General features: G+C 60.6%; 16 protein-coding genes and 3 pseudogenes. 11 read left to right on the forward strand and 8 right to left on the reverse strand.

The genetic code is table 11. The annotated features are described in order from the left end of the window. Window positions 1–31 precede the first annotated feature (31 nt). From LPU83_RS60165 to LPU83_RS60195, 7 genes and pseudogenes are all read right to left on the reverse strand, one after another. Window positions 32–1,384: a cytosine deaminase gene (locus tag LPU83_RS60165; RefSeq protein ID WP_024316428.1), complete on the reverse strand. Its 1,353-nt coding sequence runs from the start codon at window positions 1,382–1,384 to the stop codon at window positions 32–34. Window positions 1,385–1,409: 25 nt separating this feature from the next. Beyond that, window positions 1,410–2,390, reverse strand: a complete 981-nt coding sequence (locus LPU83_RS60170) for a LysR family transcriptional regulator (RefSeq protein ID WP_024316427.1) — start codon at window positions 2,388–2,390, stop codon at window positions 1,410–1,412. A 2-nt stretch (window positions 2,391–2,392) separates the two neighbouring features. After that, on the reverse strand, window positions 2,393–3,388 hold the full coding sequence (locus tag LPU83_RS60175; RefSeq protein ID WP_024316426.1) for an isopenicillin N synthase family dioxygenase: 996 nt from the start codon (window positions 3,386–3,388) through the stop codon (window positions 2,393–2,395). 86 nt (window positions 3,389–3,474) lie between these two features. Next, window positions 3,475–4,270, reverse strand: a pseudogene (locus LPU83_RS60180) (ABC transporter permease). Window positions 4,271–4,274: 4 nt separating this feature from the next. Then, a complete protein-coding gene (locus tag LPU83_RS60185; RefSeq protein ID WP_024316425.1) occupies window positions 4,275–5,048 on the reverse strand; it encodes an ABC transporter ATP-binding protein in 774 nt (257 codons plus the stop codon). 5 nt (window positions 5,049–5,053) lie between these two features. Further along, window positions 5,054–6,043, reverse strand: a complete 990-nt coding sequence (locus tag LPU83_RS60190) for an ABC transporter substrate-binding protein (RefSeq protein ID WP_024316424.1) — start codon at window positions 6,041–6,043, stop codon at window positions 5,054–5,056. A gap of 17 nt (window positions 6,044–6,060) precedes the next feature. Next, window positions 6,061–6,264 (reverse strand): hypothetical protein, encoded by a 204-nt coding sequence (locus tag LPU83_RS60195; protein ID WP_024316423.1) that lies wholly within the window; start codon window positions 6,262–6,264, stop codon window positions 6,061–6,063. A 546-nt stretch (window positions 6,265–6,810) separates the two neighbouring features. Here LPU83_RS60195 and LPU83_RS60200 point away from each other — a divergent pair. The 10 genes and pseudogenes from LPU83_RS60200 to LPU83_RS75895 form a co-directional block, all read left to right on the forward strand. Then, a pseudogene (locus tag LPU83_RS60200) lies at window positions 6,811–7,210 on the forward strand (type 1 glutamine amidotransferase family protein); the annotation flags it as partial. Between the two features lie 545 nt (window positions 7,211–7,755). Next, complete coding sequence (locus tag LPU83_RS60205) at window positions 7,756–8,064, forward strand: putative quinol monooxygenase (protein WP_024316420.1); 309 nt, start codon at window positions 7,756–7,758, stop codon at window positions 8,062–8,064. Between the two features lie 185 nt (window positions 8,065–8,249). Next, window positions 8,250–8,582 carry a BufA1 family periplasmic bufferin-type metallophore gene (locus tag LPU83_RS60210; RefSeq protein ID WP_024316419.1) on the forward strand — a complete coding sequence of 111 codons (333 nt, stop codon included), beginning with the start codon at window positions 8,250–8,252 and terminating at the stop codon, window positions 8,580–8,582. 74 nt (window positions 8,583–8,656) lie between these two features. Next, window positions 8,657–9,556 carry an MNIO family bufferin maturase gene (gene bufB, locus LPU83_RS60215; protein WP_024316418.1) on the forward strand — a complete coding sequence of 300 codons (900 nt, stop codon included), beginning with the start codon at window positions 8,657–8,659 and terminating at the stop codon, window positions 9,554–9,556. 15 nt (window positions 9,557–9,571) lie between these two features. Beyond that, a complete protein-coding gene (locus tag LPU83_RS60220) occupies window positions 9,572–10,558 on the forward strand; it encodes a hypothetical protein (protein ID WP_024316417.1) in 987 nt (328 codons plus the stop codon). Between the two features lie 56 nt (window positions 10,559–10,614). Next, window positions 10,615–11,409, forward strand: a complete 795-nt coding sequence (locus LPU83_RS60225; RefSeq protein ID WP_024316416.1) for an HvfC/BufC N-terminal domain-containing protein — start codon at window positions 10,615–10,617, stop codon at window positions 11,407–11,409. A gap of 65 nt (window positions 11,410–11,474) precedes the next feature. Continuing rightward, window positions 11,475–11,918: a DoxX family protein gene (locus LPU83_RS60230; RefSeq protein WP_425301961.1), complete on the forward strand. Its 444-nt coding sequence runs from the start codon at window positions 11,475–11,477 to the stop codon at window positions 11,916–11,918. 52 nt (window positions 11,919–11,970) lie between these two features. Continuing rightward, the gene (locus tag LPU83_RS60235) at window positions 11,971–12,621 is read left to right on the forward strand and encodes a sigma-70 family RNA polymerase sigma factor (protein ID WP_024316414.1); all 651 of its coding nucleotides are present in this window, start codon (window positions 11,971–11,973) and stop codon (window positions 12,619–12,621) included. Then, window positions 12,621–13,289, forward strand: a complete 669-nt coding sequence (locus tag LPU83_RS60240; RefSeq protein ID WP_176703592.1) for an NrsF family protein — start codon at window positions 12,621–12,623, stop codon at window positions 13,287–13,289. Before LPU83_RS60235 ends, LPU83_RS60240 begins: the two co-directional genes overlap by 1 nt. 63 nt (window positions 13,290–13,352) lie before the next feature. Beyond that, window positions 13,353–14,759: pseudogene (locus LPU83_RS75895) on the forward strand (DUF5939 domain-containing protein). Window positions 14,760–15,278: 519 nt separating this feature from the next. Here the strand turns inward: LPU83_RS75895 and LPU83_RS60255 are convergent. Beyond that, on the reverse strand, window positions 15,279–16,151 hold the full coding sequence (locus LPU83_RS60255) for an SLC13 family permease (protein WP_245272559.1): 873 nt from the start codon (window positions 16,149–16,151) through the stop codon (window positions 15,279–15,281). On the opposite strand from LPU83_RS60255, the gene LPU83_RS75425 reads away from it, so the two are divergent. Continuing rightward, on the forward strand, window positions 16,150–16,302 hold the full coding sequence (locus LPU83_RS75425; RefSeq protein ID WP_245272558.1) for a hypothetical protein: 153 nt from the start codon (window positions 16,150–16,152) through the stop codon (window positions 16,300–16,302). The two genes, LPU83_RS60255 and LPU83_RS75425, sit on opposite strands and share 2 nt — an antisense overlap. Window positions 16,303–16,308: the final 6 nt, after the last annotated feature.

Consider the following 16,308-nt stretch of genomic DNA (forward strand, 5'->3'; position numbering starts at 1 on the left):
TGCCCCAACCAAGTTAAGGCGACGCTACCGCTTAGGCCAGCTGGAAATCGCCGAGCATGCTGTAGGAGGGTAATGCCCTATTGGCATAGAGGCCGCGGCGGAGGATGACGCGGTCGGAATGCGGGCGGGCAACGACCTGGTCAAGGCTCCATGCTTCCAGGATCATCAGGTCTGCGGGACGCCCGACGCCGATCCTGCCGGTGTCGATGCCCAAAATGCCGGCCGGTGCCGGTCCGGCAAGCGCGGTCGCATCCGCGTAAGGGTGGTCGAGATGCAAGATGCGCACCGATTGCCGCCAGGTGTCGAGCATGTCGTGATCGCCATAGGCAAAGAACGGGTCACGGCAATTGTCGCCGGCGACTGCTACCGGAATGCTGGCCGCCCGCATCTCCTGCACGGGCGTTACCCCGCGCCAGCGCGGCGTGCGGCCACCTTGGCGGTCCTGGAGATACATGTTGACGGTTGGCAACGTGATAATCGAAACGCCGGCATCGGCGATCAGGGCGATCCTGTCGCGCAACTCCTCTTCCTTCAACAGTGCAAGCGAGCAGCAGTGACCGCACGTCACGCGACCCTCGTAGCCATGGCGGATGGCGGCGCGCGCAACATGCGGCAGCGTATCGGCCTGTGCCGCCTCGTCGACATGCAGGTCGACATCCAGTTCCCGCTCCTTCGCCAGCGCAAACAGCCGGTCGAGCAGCAGGTCGATATCGTCAAGGCCCGAGGCATGCGTGCCCCCGGAGGCGCGCGTCACGCCGCCGAGCAAGCCGCCATGGCCGGCAACGATATCGGCAAGGCGAGCGCCATAGTCACCGCGATAGGCATCGAGCGGGACGAGGCCGGCAGCCTGCAAAAGGATGTGGCCCTTCCAGCGTTCGCGAGCTTCGGCAAACACGTTCCAGGTGATCTCCGCCTGCCCCTCGTGACTGTCGAGATGAGTGCGAATGGCTGCCACGCCATGAGCGTCGGCCGTAGCAAGGCCGAATTCCATCCGTCGCACAAGGTCGTCGGCAGTCCAGTGGGCAAGGCGGTCTGCCGTCGTTGCAGAGCGCGCGCCGGGGTGTGTGCCGCCAGAATCCGGCGCCCGTCCCAGAGTGTGACCTTTGTCGAGATGAGCGTGGGCGTCGACCAGAAGTGGCCAGACATGGCGGCCGTCCAGAGCGACTGCATCGTCGCTGCTATCGGCAACGGCGGGCGTTATGGCGCCGACCCTGCCATCCTCGATCAGAATATTGACGAGAGCCGAACCGTCGCGGTCCATCTCTGCGTCAACAGGCATGCCATCGCAAAGCAGCGCCACCGGCACGCGCGCCTTTGTGAGACGGATGCGTTCTGCTCTCGCCAGACGGGCGGCAAGGCGTGGAAACATGGAAAGATCGTTCATGGCGGGAGTCTCTATCGGATGGTTGCTAAAGCGTTCCACTCTCGTCGAACGAGGCGAGCAGACGCTCCTGCGCGAATTGCATGAAATGGCTGCCGGCAGGCGAAAGCGAGCCGCGGGCGCGGTGGAGGATATTGAGCCTTTGCAGCGAGCCGGTTCCCGTCAGCGGGATGAAGACGAGGTCGCCGGACGCCATTTCTCGGTCGACGTCGAGCCGGTTGAGGAAGGTGATATGCGGGGTTGTCTTGGCAAGGCGCTTCATCAGTTCCATCGAATTGGTCTCAACGACAGGAACAAGGCTAGCACGCGCCGGCGCGGTTGCCTCGACGACCTCGCGCAGCGACAGCGATCGATCCGCCAGAACCAGCGGATAGAGGAGACAGTCCGACATGCGCACAGTCTTGCGCGTCGCGAGTGGGTGGCCAGGTGCGACGACCGCTCCCAGCGCATGGCGGAATTCAGCGGCACGTTGCAAGCGGGTATCGTCCGACAGGTTATAGGCGATGGCGAGATCGGCCTGACCGAGCGCCACCATCTCCGCGACGGTCGTCCTGTCGCCAACCATGATCCGTAGGCTGACCTGGGGATGCTTTTCGCGGTAGGCGGCAACGATCTCGGCAATCCGGCCGGCAGCAAGTGTCGCCATGGTCGCCAGCACCACCTCGCCGCGATTGAGCCCTTTGAGGGACTGGATCTGTGCCCGCATCCGCTGATGCGCCTGAAGGGTCTCGCGAATGTGCTGGATCAGGATCTCGCCGGAACTCGTGAGCTTCAGGCCGCGCGGCAGGCGCTCGAAGATGGGCGCCTGCAGCTCTTCCTCAAGCTCCAGAATGTAGCGGTTCACCGCAGAGGCGGCGACATTCAATCTCTTCGCCGCCTTGCGAATGGAGCCCTGTCGGGCCACCTCGTCGATGTAGCGCAGCGCGCGTCCATGAAGCGTGATTGGTCCATTGCCTGACGGGAGTCGGATTGACTGTTCCACGATGTCACCGCAGCGGACCATCTTCAACGTCACTTCTTGGCGAAATTGGCGTTGATGCGCCGGGTCAGGTATTCGCCGGCCGTGATCGCTTCATATTTGCCGAGCGGCCCCTGCATGATGGCATCACGGTTTGCCTGGCAGAAGAAGGGCAGGGACAGGCGGCGTCCCATATACTCATCCTCGCGCGGCATGCGTACCCGGTGCAGCGTCGACTGCAGCTGGTCATCCGACCAGCGCATCAGCATGTCGCCGATGTTGCAGGTAATGTAGCCCTTGCGCGGCGGAACATCCGTCCATTCATGCAGGGCGGCATCCTTGCCCGGGCACACCTGAAGCCCGCCTTCGCCTTCCTTCTGGTGAAGGATGGTCAGGCAATCGAAATCCGAATGGGCGCCGGCACGCCACGACGTGAAGTCCTCCGGCTTGGCGCCTTCCATCGACATGTAGTGGATGAGACGCAGCGTCGACTGATATTGGTCCGAAGACGGATCATGCGCCTTCGTGAAAAAGTCCTCGGTGAAGCCCATCGTCAACGCAAAGCAGGAGAGAATGCGCATGCCGAGTTCCCAGTTCTGGCGCTCGAAGCGCAGCATCTTGTCTCGGAAGGTCGGAAGGTCGTCTTCGCTCGGCCACAGGTTCAGGCGGATCATGTCCGGCCGGGTAATCTGGAAGCTTTCCTTGTTATCCGGCGTGCCGGTGGAGGGGCGGACCTGCGCCTTGAATTCCCAGCCGGCATTGATGCCCTTCGGCATCGGCGTTTTCGCCTTCACCTCCGTCGGCAGTTCGAAGAACGTCCATGCCGTGTCGAAGGCCGCGTCGATATCGTCCTGGTCGATGCCGTGATTGTAGACCTGGAAGAAACCGATCTCGACCGACGCCTGCCAGAGCGCGTCGGCGATCTCGTGCTTGCGGTTGTCGAAATCCGCAAGGTCGATGACGGGGATTTCCCGGTCGACCGTTGTGCCCACGCCACCGATGATCGCTTCCTTGGCCAGTTCGGCGAGTGTGTCTGTCTGGATATTCATGCCATTCTCCTGGGTCAATGCCGGCGAACCGGCGGTTGAGGAGCAATGTCCGGGTGGTGCCCGACTGCTTCTACTCCGGGGTGGGTTCAGCCGTTTTTCGGCACGCTCCAGGGAAAGAGGAGCTTCTGTGTCAAAACGACGGCCTGAAACAGCAGGAGCGACATTGCGGCGAGCACCCAGCAGCCCGGCCCAAGCTTGTGGAAGCTTGAACAGCGACGTCGACAGCTGAATGAAATAGCCGACGCCAGCTTCCGACGCGCAGAACTCCGCAACCACGGCGCCGATGACGGCAAGCGTGATCGAGATTTTCAGGGCCGAGAAGATGTAGGGTACCGCAAAGGGCAGGCGGATCTGGGTGATCTCGCGCAGGCCCGTGGCGCGCAAGCTGCGCGACAGCTCGATGAGTTCCGGTGGGGTTGCCGCAAGGCCCGTTGCCGTGGAGACGACAATCGGGAAAAACGTGATGAGAGAAGCGATGACGATGCGCGGCGCATCGCCGGCCCCGAGCACCACGATGATGATGGGCGCAATCGCAACCACCGGCGTCGACTGCACGACGACTAGCAGCGGATAGAGCGTTCGCGATAGGAACGGCGAGCGCATCATGAAGACCGCGAGCGGAATGGCGATGGCAATAGACATAGCGTAGCCGATGAGTGCCACGCGCAGCGTCGCAGCGATGTGACCCGCCCAGCGTTCGAAGCCGATAGACGAGAACGAGCCAAGGATGGCGCTCGGGGCGGGCAGCAGATAGGTCGGGATCGACAGAAGCCATGCTGCCCCTTCCCACAACAGGACAGCACCGACCAAGGCTGCCACAGTCGTGATGCCCGGCAATGTTAGCACGTGCTTGAGCGGGGCGACCGGCTTTCCGCTCTGCACGACGTCATGCCGCGTGACGGTTGAGGAGGAGATCGCGGAGGTAATCGGAGAGGTCATGGATCGCCTTGTCCTTTGCAGTTTCGGGGCTGCGCGTGCGGCCGACGGGAACGGTGACTTCGGTCAGGATCGAGCCTGGCCTTTCGGTCATCACCAACACGCGGTCCGACAGCAGCGCCGCCTCGCTGACGGAATGCGTGATGAAGACCACGGTTTTGGGACGCTCGGAGAAGATGCGCAGCAGATCAAAGCCCATCACCTCGCGCGTCAGGGCATCCAGCGCCGAGAAGGGTTCGTCCATCAAGAGGATGTCCGGGTCCATGAGGAGCGCGCGGGCAATACCAACGCGCTGTTGCATGCCGCCGGAGAGTTCCTCCGGAAGGCGCTTCTCGAAGCCGGAGAGCCCGACCATCTTCAACAGTTCGCCCGCCCGCTCGCGGTCCTTTGGCGTCACCCTGCCGGTCTTGTGGCGCGCTGGGAACACGACATTGTCTTCGACATTCGCCCAGGGAAGCAGCGTCGGCTTCTGGAAGACGATACCGATGTCGTCACGCGGAGCTTCCACCCGCAGACCGAAGACGGCCACCGAGCCGGATGTCGGCTTCAACAGGCCGGCGATCATTCGCAGCAGGGTCGATTTCCCGCATCCCGAAGGGCCAAGGATCGAGACGAACTCATGCCGTGCCACATCGAAACTGACGTCGCGCAGCGCTTCGGTGGGTCCGGACCGGGTCTTGAAGACCTGGCCCAGCTTGTCGAAGCGGATAGCGGGCATCGCCATGGCGGTTACTCCGTTGCGGCCAACGTGCGGTTGACCACGGTTTCGGGATCGAGCTTGGCCGGATCGATGTCCTGCGCTTGGGAGACGCGGCGCCAGGTCTCGGCGAGGCGGGCGATTTCGAAAACCCCAATGCCATCCTTCTCCGTCACCTCGTTGAAGATGAGCGGCAACGTGTCCTTGAGCGATCCTTCCACATCTTCGGAGCCGAGCTCCGGGACGATGGCGGTTACCGCCTCGGCGGCCTTCGTCGGATTCCCCTTGGCGAACTCGACGGACTTCTTGTAGGCCGCGACGAAGCGGGCGGCGACCTGCGGACGCTTGGCAAGGAAATCGTCGCTGGCGATGAGAGATGCAGAATAGAGCTCAAGGCCTGCCGCGGACCACGGCAATGCAACGATCTCCTTGCCGGCTTCCTTGCCCTGGTTGCTGTAGCGCGTCAGGTCCGTCATCCACGCGATGATGCCATCGGCATGGCCGGTCATCAGCATGGGGCCGAGCGCGCCGGGATCGGCCTTGATGAGCTTCACATCCGCCATGTCGATACCGGCATCCTGGAGCACCAGTGGCAGATAGACATTCGAGGACGTGAAAGGCGACGTCGCGATCGTCTTGCCCTTGACGTCCGCAACGCTTGCGATCGAGCCGCCCTTGGCGACGTAGAAGGCATGTGGTCCCTTGTTGAACAGCGACATGACGGCGGTGACCTTCACACCTTCATTGGCGCGCGCAGCCATCAGGGCGCCGATATCGGAAACACCGATGTCAGAGGACGCGGCGGCAAGGCGCGAGATCGCATCGGTCGAGCCACGACCCGAGGCAATCTCCACGTCCAGACCGGCCTTCGAACAGAAGCCTTCGTGGATGCAGACATAGATCGGCGCCTTGTCACCACCAGGCAGCCAATCGAGCTGAAAGATCACCTTGTCGGCGGCACATGCCGCGCCGGCAGAAAGGGTTGCGGCCAGTGCATAGAAGACAAGCTTGGTGCGAGGCATGGGTCGACCTTTCGCAGTTAGTGTTCTGTTTTTAAGAACGGATAGAGATTGGCGATGCGCTCTGGATCGAAGCCATCCGCGACGAGCCTGGCAATCGCGTAATCGCGCTTTGCGGGACGCTTGCTGCTCAGACACGCAAAGCAGCGGTGTGAGCGAAGTTCGTCAGATGCGGCGTCGATCTCCACGAGTCCCAGGGCGGGATAATGAAATTTCCCTCGCATTTGAACATCTCCTCGACAGATTCACCCGTCGAGCAATGTCCAGAACCAAGGTTCAGACCGCTTCTACTCGCAGGTCTTTGTCCCATGATTGTCAGGCGTTCTGCAAGATTTTTGATGCATTAATTCTTATGCTGAAAAAGTAGGCATTATGCCCCATACTCTGGTTCGAAACCTGCAGCGCCGTCACTTAAACATTGAATCCAAAGACGAAATTTCGCCGCGGTCGATCGGGGAAATGCTGAAGAAATTAGCGTCCTAATATTTAGGACGCTCGGCACGTAATTTTCTTGTCGTGCCCTCGACTTGCAACAGCATATTTCGGCTCATTTTTTTGAGCGATCGCCGCATGAAGCCTCGGCGTCTTCGATGGTCTGGCACGGCGCCTAGGGGCGAGGCCTCCGGGGTGACGATAGTGACATCCCTTTTCCATGACGCGATCGAGCTTGTTTCGCTCAGAAACCTGGAGGCTGACGAGCGTTTTTCGGTTGACCTTCAGGTGAGGTTCAAGGTTATGACTGCTCGTCATTGAGCGAAGGAGGGGAAACGGTGAAACGCAATTTGCACGTGGTCAGCACCGTTTCCCATTTCGCCCGATCCTGCGCATCCGACCGGCTTATGGCTCTCCGAGCTGACTCACCCCCACGACGTCTTCGCCGCCATTGGATACGAGCAACGTATCGTCAGCCCCAAAGGTGGCGTCTCGGCTCTGGAACCACGCGCACTTAAATGGCCGCTTCTGGGCGCAGCGGCGAAGGAGTAGCTCGACGATCCGAAGCGAATGGCACTGTTATCCACGACCGCCCACCCGAACGACATCAATCCGGCCGACTACGATGCTATCTACTTCACTGATGGCCATGCGTTCATGTGGGACTTTCCCGACGATGAAGGACTGCAGCGGATCACTCGCGTCATCTGGGAAAAGGGCGGAATCGTCTCGTCCGTCCAGGACCGACGGCAACTACCGTTCCTACGATCGGGAGGACCTGTCGTTCAGCTTGCGGTTGTAGTACCGGCGTCGAACGCGCCGTCCTGACGCATGGTCACGTTGTGCGGCCTTCGCCATGAGCAGGGCCTTGTCTGCCGGATCGCGACGCCCAACGAAAGCGCACGTCACCCTGCAAGCGTATTCAGCGTCATTGGGACACGCGGATCCGGACCAAGGTCCGCATGGGAGGTCGAACACTGCCGTTTGAGGTCACGGCCACTTGCCTCATCGAAAAACATCGGCGCGTTCGTCGGCGAGGCGGTTCTGAGCGCAGGGATGGGCAGCGTGATCCCCATTGCGGCGCTGATCCTGGTTCTGGTCGTCCGTCGTGGATCTGCGAGCGTGCCGGCGATCGAAGCCCGAATAGGGAACTGCGACAGGTTCCATTACGAGCCAAAAGTGTCCTCCTGGCTCATGAAGCGGAAGACCAGATCGGCGCATTCGTCTGATCCCGCGTTACCTCTCCGGGCTCCCCAGCGAACGCCAAAGAAAGGAATTCATCCATGACAAGAATAGCGGGCGTCGTCGTGTTCAAGGCCAAGCCGGGCCTGGGCGAGGAAGCAGCAAAAAGAATCGCGGCAGCACTGCCCGCGGTCGAGGCGGAAGCAGGCACGACGCTCTGGCTCGTCCTGCACTCGAACGCCAGTGCGGACACGATCTACCTCGTCGACCTCTTCGACAGCGAAGGAAGCCTCAACGCCCATATGACGGGCAGCGCCGCAAGCCAGATTTTCGCGACCGTGCCCGAGTTGCTGGCCGCAGAACCCGAACTGCATCCGAGCACGGTGATTGCGTCGAAGCCAGCCGCATAGGGCGTCTGGAGGCTCAAACCCCGCTTTTGCCGACCATCTCCGGGCATCAATATTGGCCAGACAAATATTTCTCCGAAGCTGCGTTACCTCGGGGGAACCTGCATCGAACTTCCATACAGACAGGTCGAAACCGGCCGTCGCAGTCAGCAATCGAAAGCGCTGGCTTAACCTTCAGGAGAACCAATATGTCTGATCGTCTGATTTCTACGCTGGTAGCTGGCGCCTTCGCTGCCGCCTTCGGTACGCTTACGGTCGCCCCGGCCCATGCCCAGGACTTCACGGAGCAGCAGAAGAAAATCCAGGCCGGCAACACCGTCAAGGTAAAGTCCGGCAAGGTTGAGCCTTGCTTCGGCGTCGCGCTCAAGGGCCAGAACGATTGCTTTGCTGGCGCCGGCACGACCTGCGCGGGCACCAGCGCCGCCGACTACCAAGGCAATGCCTTCAAGCTGGTTCCGACCGGCACCTGCACGGGTATCTCGACCCCGAATGGAGCCGGCAGCCTGAAGCCCAAGGTCTAAACGCCTTACTGGCCGGGCCGCGAAGGCCCGGCCTTTCCCAACTTATCGGTCCTGTATAAGTCAAGGTAATTGCCATGCCGGAACGGACATTTATATCCTCGCAGACAATGATGCCGGAACGTGCGGGCGTCGGCCTGAAGGCTGAGCACTACCGGACGATCATGCAGACCTCGCCCGATGTCGGCTTCTTCGAGGTGCACGCAGAGAACTACATGGGCGCAGGCGGGCCACCGCATCGCTACCTCTCGGCCATCCGCGAACGCTATCCGCTATCGTTGCACGGCGTCGGCTTGTCGATCGGCGCTGATCGGCCCCTCGACAAGGATCATCTCGCTCGCCTCACGGAGTTGATCGATCGCTACTCTCCGGCACTGTTCTCCGAGCATCTCGCCTGGTCCAGCCACGACGTCGGCTTTCTCAACGACCTGCTTCCTCTGCCCTATACGGACGAGACACTCATGCGCGTCGTGGAGCATGTTGATCAGGTGCAAGAAGCACTTGGGCGCCAGATGTTGCTGGAGAACCCTTCCACCTATCTGGCCTTCGCCGAAAGCACCTGGACAGAGACCGATTTCATTGCGGAGATTGTCCGACGGACCGGATGCGGTCTTCTGCTGGACCTCAACAACATTCACGTCGCCTGCACCAATCAGAACTGGAACCCGATCGCCTACCTCGATGCCTATCCGCTTTCTCATGTGCAGGAGATCCACCTGGCCGGGTTCGCGCCCGACGTCGACGAAGAAGGCCGCCCGCTGCTGATCGACGCTCACGATCGCCCGGTTGCAGAGACCGTCTGGGGTTTGTTCGCCCATACGATCGAGTGCATCGGCCCGGTTCCAACCTTGATCGAATGGGATGCAAATCTGCCTGAGTGGCCGACACTGAAGGCCGAAGCAGAACGCGCGGAGTTGATCATGGCCGACATCGGCAACATTCGCCAGCGTGCAGCCATCCCCGTCTACGCGCGCTAACACTGGAGGAGGCGCATGCCAGCCCGGAGAGTTGCGATTTATTACGCCTGGAGTCGGCCTGACGAGGCGAAAGCTCCGCTCGACGTCATCGAGGATCGCTTTCCGGCGCTCTTCGAGAGCCGCCGCATGCTCTTCCCTCGGTTCGAGGAACTGAGTGATCCTTCGCGCTTCGATCAGGGCATTGCTGGGTTTCTTGATCACATTGTGAAGAAGAACTTCGCCGCCGTGACGCTCAGCGAGGCGATAACCTGCGCACCGGTTATCGAAATCGAGCGGGTCGATGAGGACGGACGGCTTACCCCCATAGTCCCGGAAAATCTTAAAGGTACCGACACGCTCGTCGTTATCAGCTTCGATTCTCGCCGGACCGTTCAGCAGGCAAGCCAAGCCGAAATCACTTTCGTTTGCTCGTTTCTCTCCATTCCGGACCATCTCATTTTTGTCTGTCCCCACCACGACATTGGCGAGGAACCGTCTGTTTCGCATGAGAAAGCAATCTTCCGGCAAGTTGCGGACTTTTTGCATCATGGTGACAAGACAATTCCGCCGCGACAGGGGTTTGGCGGCTTCGGGCGCTCGTTGCTCGCCGGTCTGGGCGTTCCCGTTGAAAACAGGTTTGGACTGCGTCCGGCCTCCGAGGCCGATGGCACGCCTTTCCCCATCGAAGCCGAGGCATCTCTCGACCGCCTTCATCTGCTCGCAGGTGTGGACACCTTCAATCTTCATCCCCATCTGCCCCACTTCGAGCGCATGGACGCGGCCATCCCGAAACTCGATGTGCTGGCGCGCCAGAAGATAGACCCTGCGGCTCCACCGCATCCATTCACTGCTGACGGTCGCACCTCCTTCGACGCATTGCTGCAGTCGAAGCCGGACACATTCGCGGGGACGCTCTTGGTTGGCGACGCAACCCTGTGGAGTTCAACGGCCGGCGGTGTCGACAGCCTTCGCGCCTTCTGGACCAACGTTGTTCAGCGTCCCCATCGAGGAGACCACCCGTGACCGGCGCGATTCGCAAATTGACTCCGAGTTTGGCGGGCTCCGAACACGATGCTGGCATGAACGGGTTGGCCGACCGGCAAGCCGACTTCGCCAGAGCACTGCTTAATCCGGAAATACCGGTTCCTTCAGGTCTGGTCGGTCCGGACGGACTGCCAAGCGCCAAGCGGTTCGCCGTCTACCGCAACAATGTCGTGGTCGGGTTGATCGAGACCCTGAAGGCGGCGTATCCTATGGTCCACCGCCTTGTTGGCGAGGAATTCTTCGCTGCCATGGCGCGTTTGTATGTGTTGGCAGAACCGCCGGCCTCTCCGATCATGCTCGACTACGGATCTGGCTTTCCCACCTTCATCGCACGCTTCGAACCCGCAGCGGTGCTCCCCTATCTCGAGGATGCTGCCCGGCTCGAGCGAGCATGGGTGGAAGCATACCACGCAACCGAAGCAACGCCGCTGCCGTCTTCTGCTCTCAGTCGGGTGCCGCCAGGCGACCTGCCAGCGCTACGGTTCGCCCTTCATCCGTCCGTCCGCATCGTAAGGTCAGTTTTCCCGATCGTGAGCATCTGGCAGGTGAATATCGATGGCGTCGAACGTGCGCAAATCGACTTGGACGACGGCGGAGAGGATGCGCTCATTGTTCGTCCCGAGGCGGATGTCGAGGTTCGGCGTCTGCCGGCGGGTGCAGCCGCTTTCATGGAGGCTCTGCAGGCAGGTTCGCCAATCGCCCACGCCCTTAAGCAAGGGCAGTCCGCCAGTCCGCGTTTCGACCTTGCCGGCACGCTCCGTGGCATGATCGAGTCAGGTGTAATCATCGGCTACCATACGCAGCCGATCCGGTCGTTGGAGATCGCATGAGTTCGCAACCGACACTGCTGAACGGGATTGTGACGGCCATCCATCAAGCGCATCTCCAGATCAGTATGATCACACGATGGATCGCACCGCCGGTGTTGCGCATCGCCCTGGCGCTTCCCTTCCTTCGCTCCGGCCTCACACGCTGGGACGGTTTCCTGTCCCTCTCGCCGGGCACGCTGTTTCTGTTCGAGGAACAGTTCAGGCTTCATATCTTCGGCGGCGAATATGTCCTTCCCGCACCAGACCAACTCGCATTGTTAACCGCGACTGCAGAGATCGTATTGCCGATACTGTTGATCTTCGGCCTCGCGACGCGCTTTGCCGCACTCAGCCTGTTGGTCATGACAGGCGTGATCCAACTGGTGTTTCCGGATGGTTGGGCCAACTTCCACCTCTATTGGGCGGCTTTGGCCCTGGGCGTCATCGCGATCGGTCCCGGCGCAATTTCCGGCGATTACTTGCTTAGACGCATGGTCAATGGTTTCCGTGCGTCGGGGTCGAGATGGTAATGTCCTGGTGTAAGATCATGGTCAACCGGCTCGCGCCTGTGAGGGTGCGGGGATGAAGGATGAAAAGCGCAAGCGTCTTACAGTGGTGACCTCAGATGGAGCGCGCACCCGAACGAAAGAGAGAGATCGTTTGCAGGACGAGGAGACCGCCGCATCACGCGACCTCGACTGGACTATTCTCATGGCGCGTGCGCAGGATGGCGATACCGTGGCCTATCTCCGTCTTCTTCAAGAAATCACGCCATATCTCAGATCACGGGTCAGACGGTGGCATAGGGACCCTTGGGACATCGAAGATACAGTGCAGGACATCTTGCTCACCCTCCACTCGATCAGGCACACCTACGACCCTTCGCGTCCGTTCGGTCCCTGGCTCGTCGGCATCGCCAATCGTCGCGCCATCGACCGGCTGCGTCGCCGTGGTCGGCAAATGCAGCGCGAGGCGCCACTCACTGCCGAACACGAGGCAGCAGCAACGGCGCCCGATGAAAACAATGGCATGCTCGACAAACACAAACTGACTGAAGCCATCAGAGTGCTGCCGCCGATCCAGCAGAAGGCCGTCGATCTCCTGAAACTCAAGGAAATGTCGTTGAAGGAGGCGTCCGATGTTACCGGGATGTCAGTGGCATCCCTGAAAATGGCAACGTATAGGGCACTTCAGAATTTGCGTGCCCTGCTCTCGGATCGGAGGGATTGGTGATGGAGACGTCCGACTTGATCCACTCCCTCGCCACCAATGCAACCCCCGTCAAGCGTCTTCGGCCGCCGCTGGTCCGTGCCGCCGGCTGGCTCGTCATCGCGGCGGCGATCATGGCGCTGATGACGATCAGCCATGGCGTGCGGCCGCAATTCACTGAGCGCATGCAGGACACAGTATTCGCCATCAACATGATGTCGTCGCTACTGACGGGCGTTCTTGCGACCTTCGCCACCTTCTTCGCCAGCCTGCCGGACCGGTCCCGCCGATGGCTTCTGTTGCCCATCCCGCCGCTCGGCGTCTGGCTCTCGACAATCGGCTATCAATGCTTCGCAGGATGGGTGCCTATACCACCGGGAGCAGTTACGGTCGAAGCGGCATCGAGTTGCGTTGCCACACTCGTCCTGACCAGCCTGCCGCTGTCGCTTTTGATGCTGGCGATGCTGCGTTACACGGCTGCACTCCGGCCAACGTCTGTCATTCTCATGGGAAGCCTTGCCGTTTCGGCAGTCACCGCGACAGCCTTGTCGATGTTCCATCCGCTCGATGCCACAGCAATGATCCTCGGATGGAATCTCGGCACGGCCGTTCTGTTCCTGGGAGGGGCCGCAATCTTCAGTCGGAAGGTGGCGCGCTCGAGTAATGAGCGGAGAGACCGATCGCCAAGATGATGTTCCTATTGGGTACACGGGCGAATGCCTCGTCAGGGCGGCCTCTGAAAGGTGATTGATCGGATGATTGCCTCACCGGCTCAATTTTCAATCCTGAAACAACGCTGCGATGGCCGGACTTCGGAGGCCATCGAACGTTTTTTTGTGCGAAGCGTCGGACTTCCGCGTGAACCGCATCAATCCGCTCGCTTTCGCCATGGAGGTTGGCCTTGACGAGACGGCCTGCATCGGCGCCTTCCTTCACGCTACCCAAATCGGGATCGTCGATCTGGCTTGGAACGTCGTTTGCGGTGGGTGCGGCAGCATCCTCCATTCGGCTAATTCCCTTAAAGCAATAAACGATCTGCACTACCGATGTGGGCTCTGCGCTGCCGACTGTCAGACGATGCTCGATGACAGCGTCGAGGTGACCTTTACTGTCAGCCCGAAATTGCGTGCCATTTCTGCCCACGAGCCGGATACACTGCCACTGTGGGACTACGTCCGCCAGGTCTACTGGAGTTCAGGGAGTGATCTACCTGCCGATCTTCGGCCGGTGGTCGACGGAGCCGCGCTGGATGCGATCGAGTTGTCGGCCGGCTCGTTCGCGACCCGAACGCTGCGGATGGCCGAGGGGTTCGTGGTGGTTTTCGACCCGGTAACACACAGCTCGACCCTGCTTCGCGTCGTTGGAACACTGCAGGATGCTCAACAAATGCTGACCATCGCTCTCGCCGAAGGAGTGGAAGAACGCGCTCAGATAGAGGTGGCGCCGGGCCTGTTTGAGCTCACGCTGGAAAACAGGACAAGGCAACGTGCAATGCGATCCTGTGGCTTGCGGGCGACGCATTGCGCGAACTCATCAGCCGACGGGTGCCGTCTCTGAGCGCCAAGCGGTTGCTCAGCCACCAGACGTTCCGCGATCTATACCAAACAGACGTATTCGACATTAACCAGCACTTCCGCATCACCAGCCTGACATTCCTGTTCACCGACCTGAAGGGATCGACGGCGCTTTACAGGCGCGTCGGCGATCTCGCAGCGTTCGATCTGATCCGGGCACATTTCCTTGTGCTAACCAATATCATCGCACGGAATTCCGGGGCGGTGGTAAAGACCATCGGCGACGCGGTCATGGCATCGTTCCCCACACCGTCCGATGGCATGGCGGCTGGACTGCTCATGAAAAAGGCGATGACCGAACTCAATGCACAGCACGGCAGCGAAGACATTCTCCTCAAGATAGGACTACATGCCGGCTCCTGCATTGCCGTGACCCTCAATGAACGGCAGGATTATTTTGGGCAGACAGTGAACATTGCATCCCGCGTGCAAGGACTGGCCGACAGCGAGAAGATCGTTGCTACCGAAGCTGTACTGGAAGACGCGGGCGTCCGGGCGCTGTTTGGGGGGCGCGAAGTCGGTATCATTCATTCCCGCCGGCGGCTACGCGGGTTTGACGAAGAGATTTCTGTCTACGAAATTGCGTGAAGGAGTGGCTCCCTTGACGGATGTAACCACTCGCCTTGGTTTTGAGGACGTAGGAGAGCAGCGATGAGCTATCACGTCGGATTGAACGTGACACTTCTGACGCCGAATTCAAACTGCTATACGTGATCAACGAGTCCACACCTGCCCGCGCTGCTGACCAACGCTGAGCGGTGTGAGAAGTCGAGAATTATGCTCCACATGTGCAGATTCGTTGGTGTGGGACCCTAAATATCGTAGCCACTTATCGCGGCATCTCGAAGCGGGAGGCCGTCTTCGTGCCGGTCCTTGGATACCTCGACGACATCGTCATCGTCCCGTTGGGCATTCTCCTGGGCGGTCAAGCTGATCCCGCCCCACATCCTGGCCGAGCGCCGTGCGACGGCGGCGTGCTCGGAAAGACCCCTGGAGTCGCGCCGCCATGGTCGCCATCGTCGCGATCTGGATTGGCGTCGGGCTGATCGCATCGACAATGATGCTGAAGGCGATCTCAGCTCGAGCCTGAGGATTTGCCAGGCATCCCTAAAGGTGCATGAAGCCGCCGAACCACAACCAAAGGCCGGCGAAGATCATGGACAGAACCGTGATCGGTACACCAGCTTTGGCATGATCCCGAAAGGTCAGCCGTACGCCTTGGGCTGACGCACGCTCGGCCACGATCAGATTTGCAAGGCTTCCGACCAGAAACAGGTTTCCGGCCAGCGTCGAAAGAATGGCGAGGCCAACCAGGACCCCCTCCGGAATCCCCTGCCAGACCTTCAAGATCATCACCACCGCGGGAACATTGCCGATGGTGTTGCTCAAAAAGAGCGAGATCGGCACAAGGAACGAAACTCGATCGGGAAGGAGGCCATGGGCGGCGAGCATCCGCACCGCCTCCTCCGGAAATCCTGTTCGGGCGAAGGCGTCGTTGACGACGAACAAAGCCGCAAACAGGATCAGCAATGGCAGATCGATTTCGCCGAAGAGCTGCCGGGTCGGAAGTGTGCGGCTTACGATCAGGCAGGCGGCGACCAAAAGAGCCGAAATCTCGCGTGGCAGCGGCGTGGCAAACAGGACAAGCAGCGCCAGAAGGGCGATGGCACAGATTCCGACCTGAACGCGGTCGAAGGCAACAGGCTCGAGGGGTGCGCCGTCGTCTGCCGCTGCGAGACTTGACCGCCAGATGAACGCGATGCATCCGAAACTGAGAGCAAGAGCTGCGATCGCCGGGGCGACGGCCTGTGCGAAATAGGACCAGAACCCCAGCGCGCCGGCCTGGCCGATGAGGATGTTCTGCGGATTGCCGATCAAGGTGGCCGCCGAACCCGCGTTGCTGGCGGCTGCAAGACCAAGCAGGAATGGCCTTGGGTCGAGTTTCCGCACTTTGAGGCCGGTACACAGCAGCGGCGTCATGGATCATCAAGCCGCCGAGCAAAAGCAAGGTCGGAAAATGGATCGCTTCGCTCATCCCGTCGACGGGAACTGCCCCGAGAGCTACAAGCGCGACTGCGACGATCATCGCGATACCGGCGCGGTCGATCCTCAGTCCTGGGACGCGTCCTAATGCCAT

Source organism: Rhizobium favelukesii, from assembly GCF_000577275.2.
GTDB lineage: Bacteria > Pseudomonadota > Alphaproteobacteria > Rhizobiales > Rhizobiaceae > Rhizobium > Rhizobium favelukesii.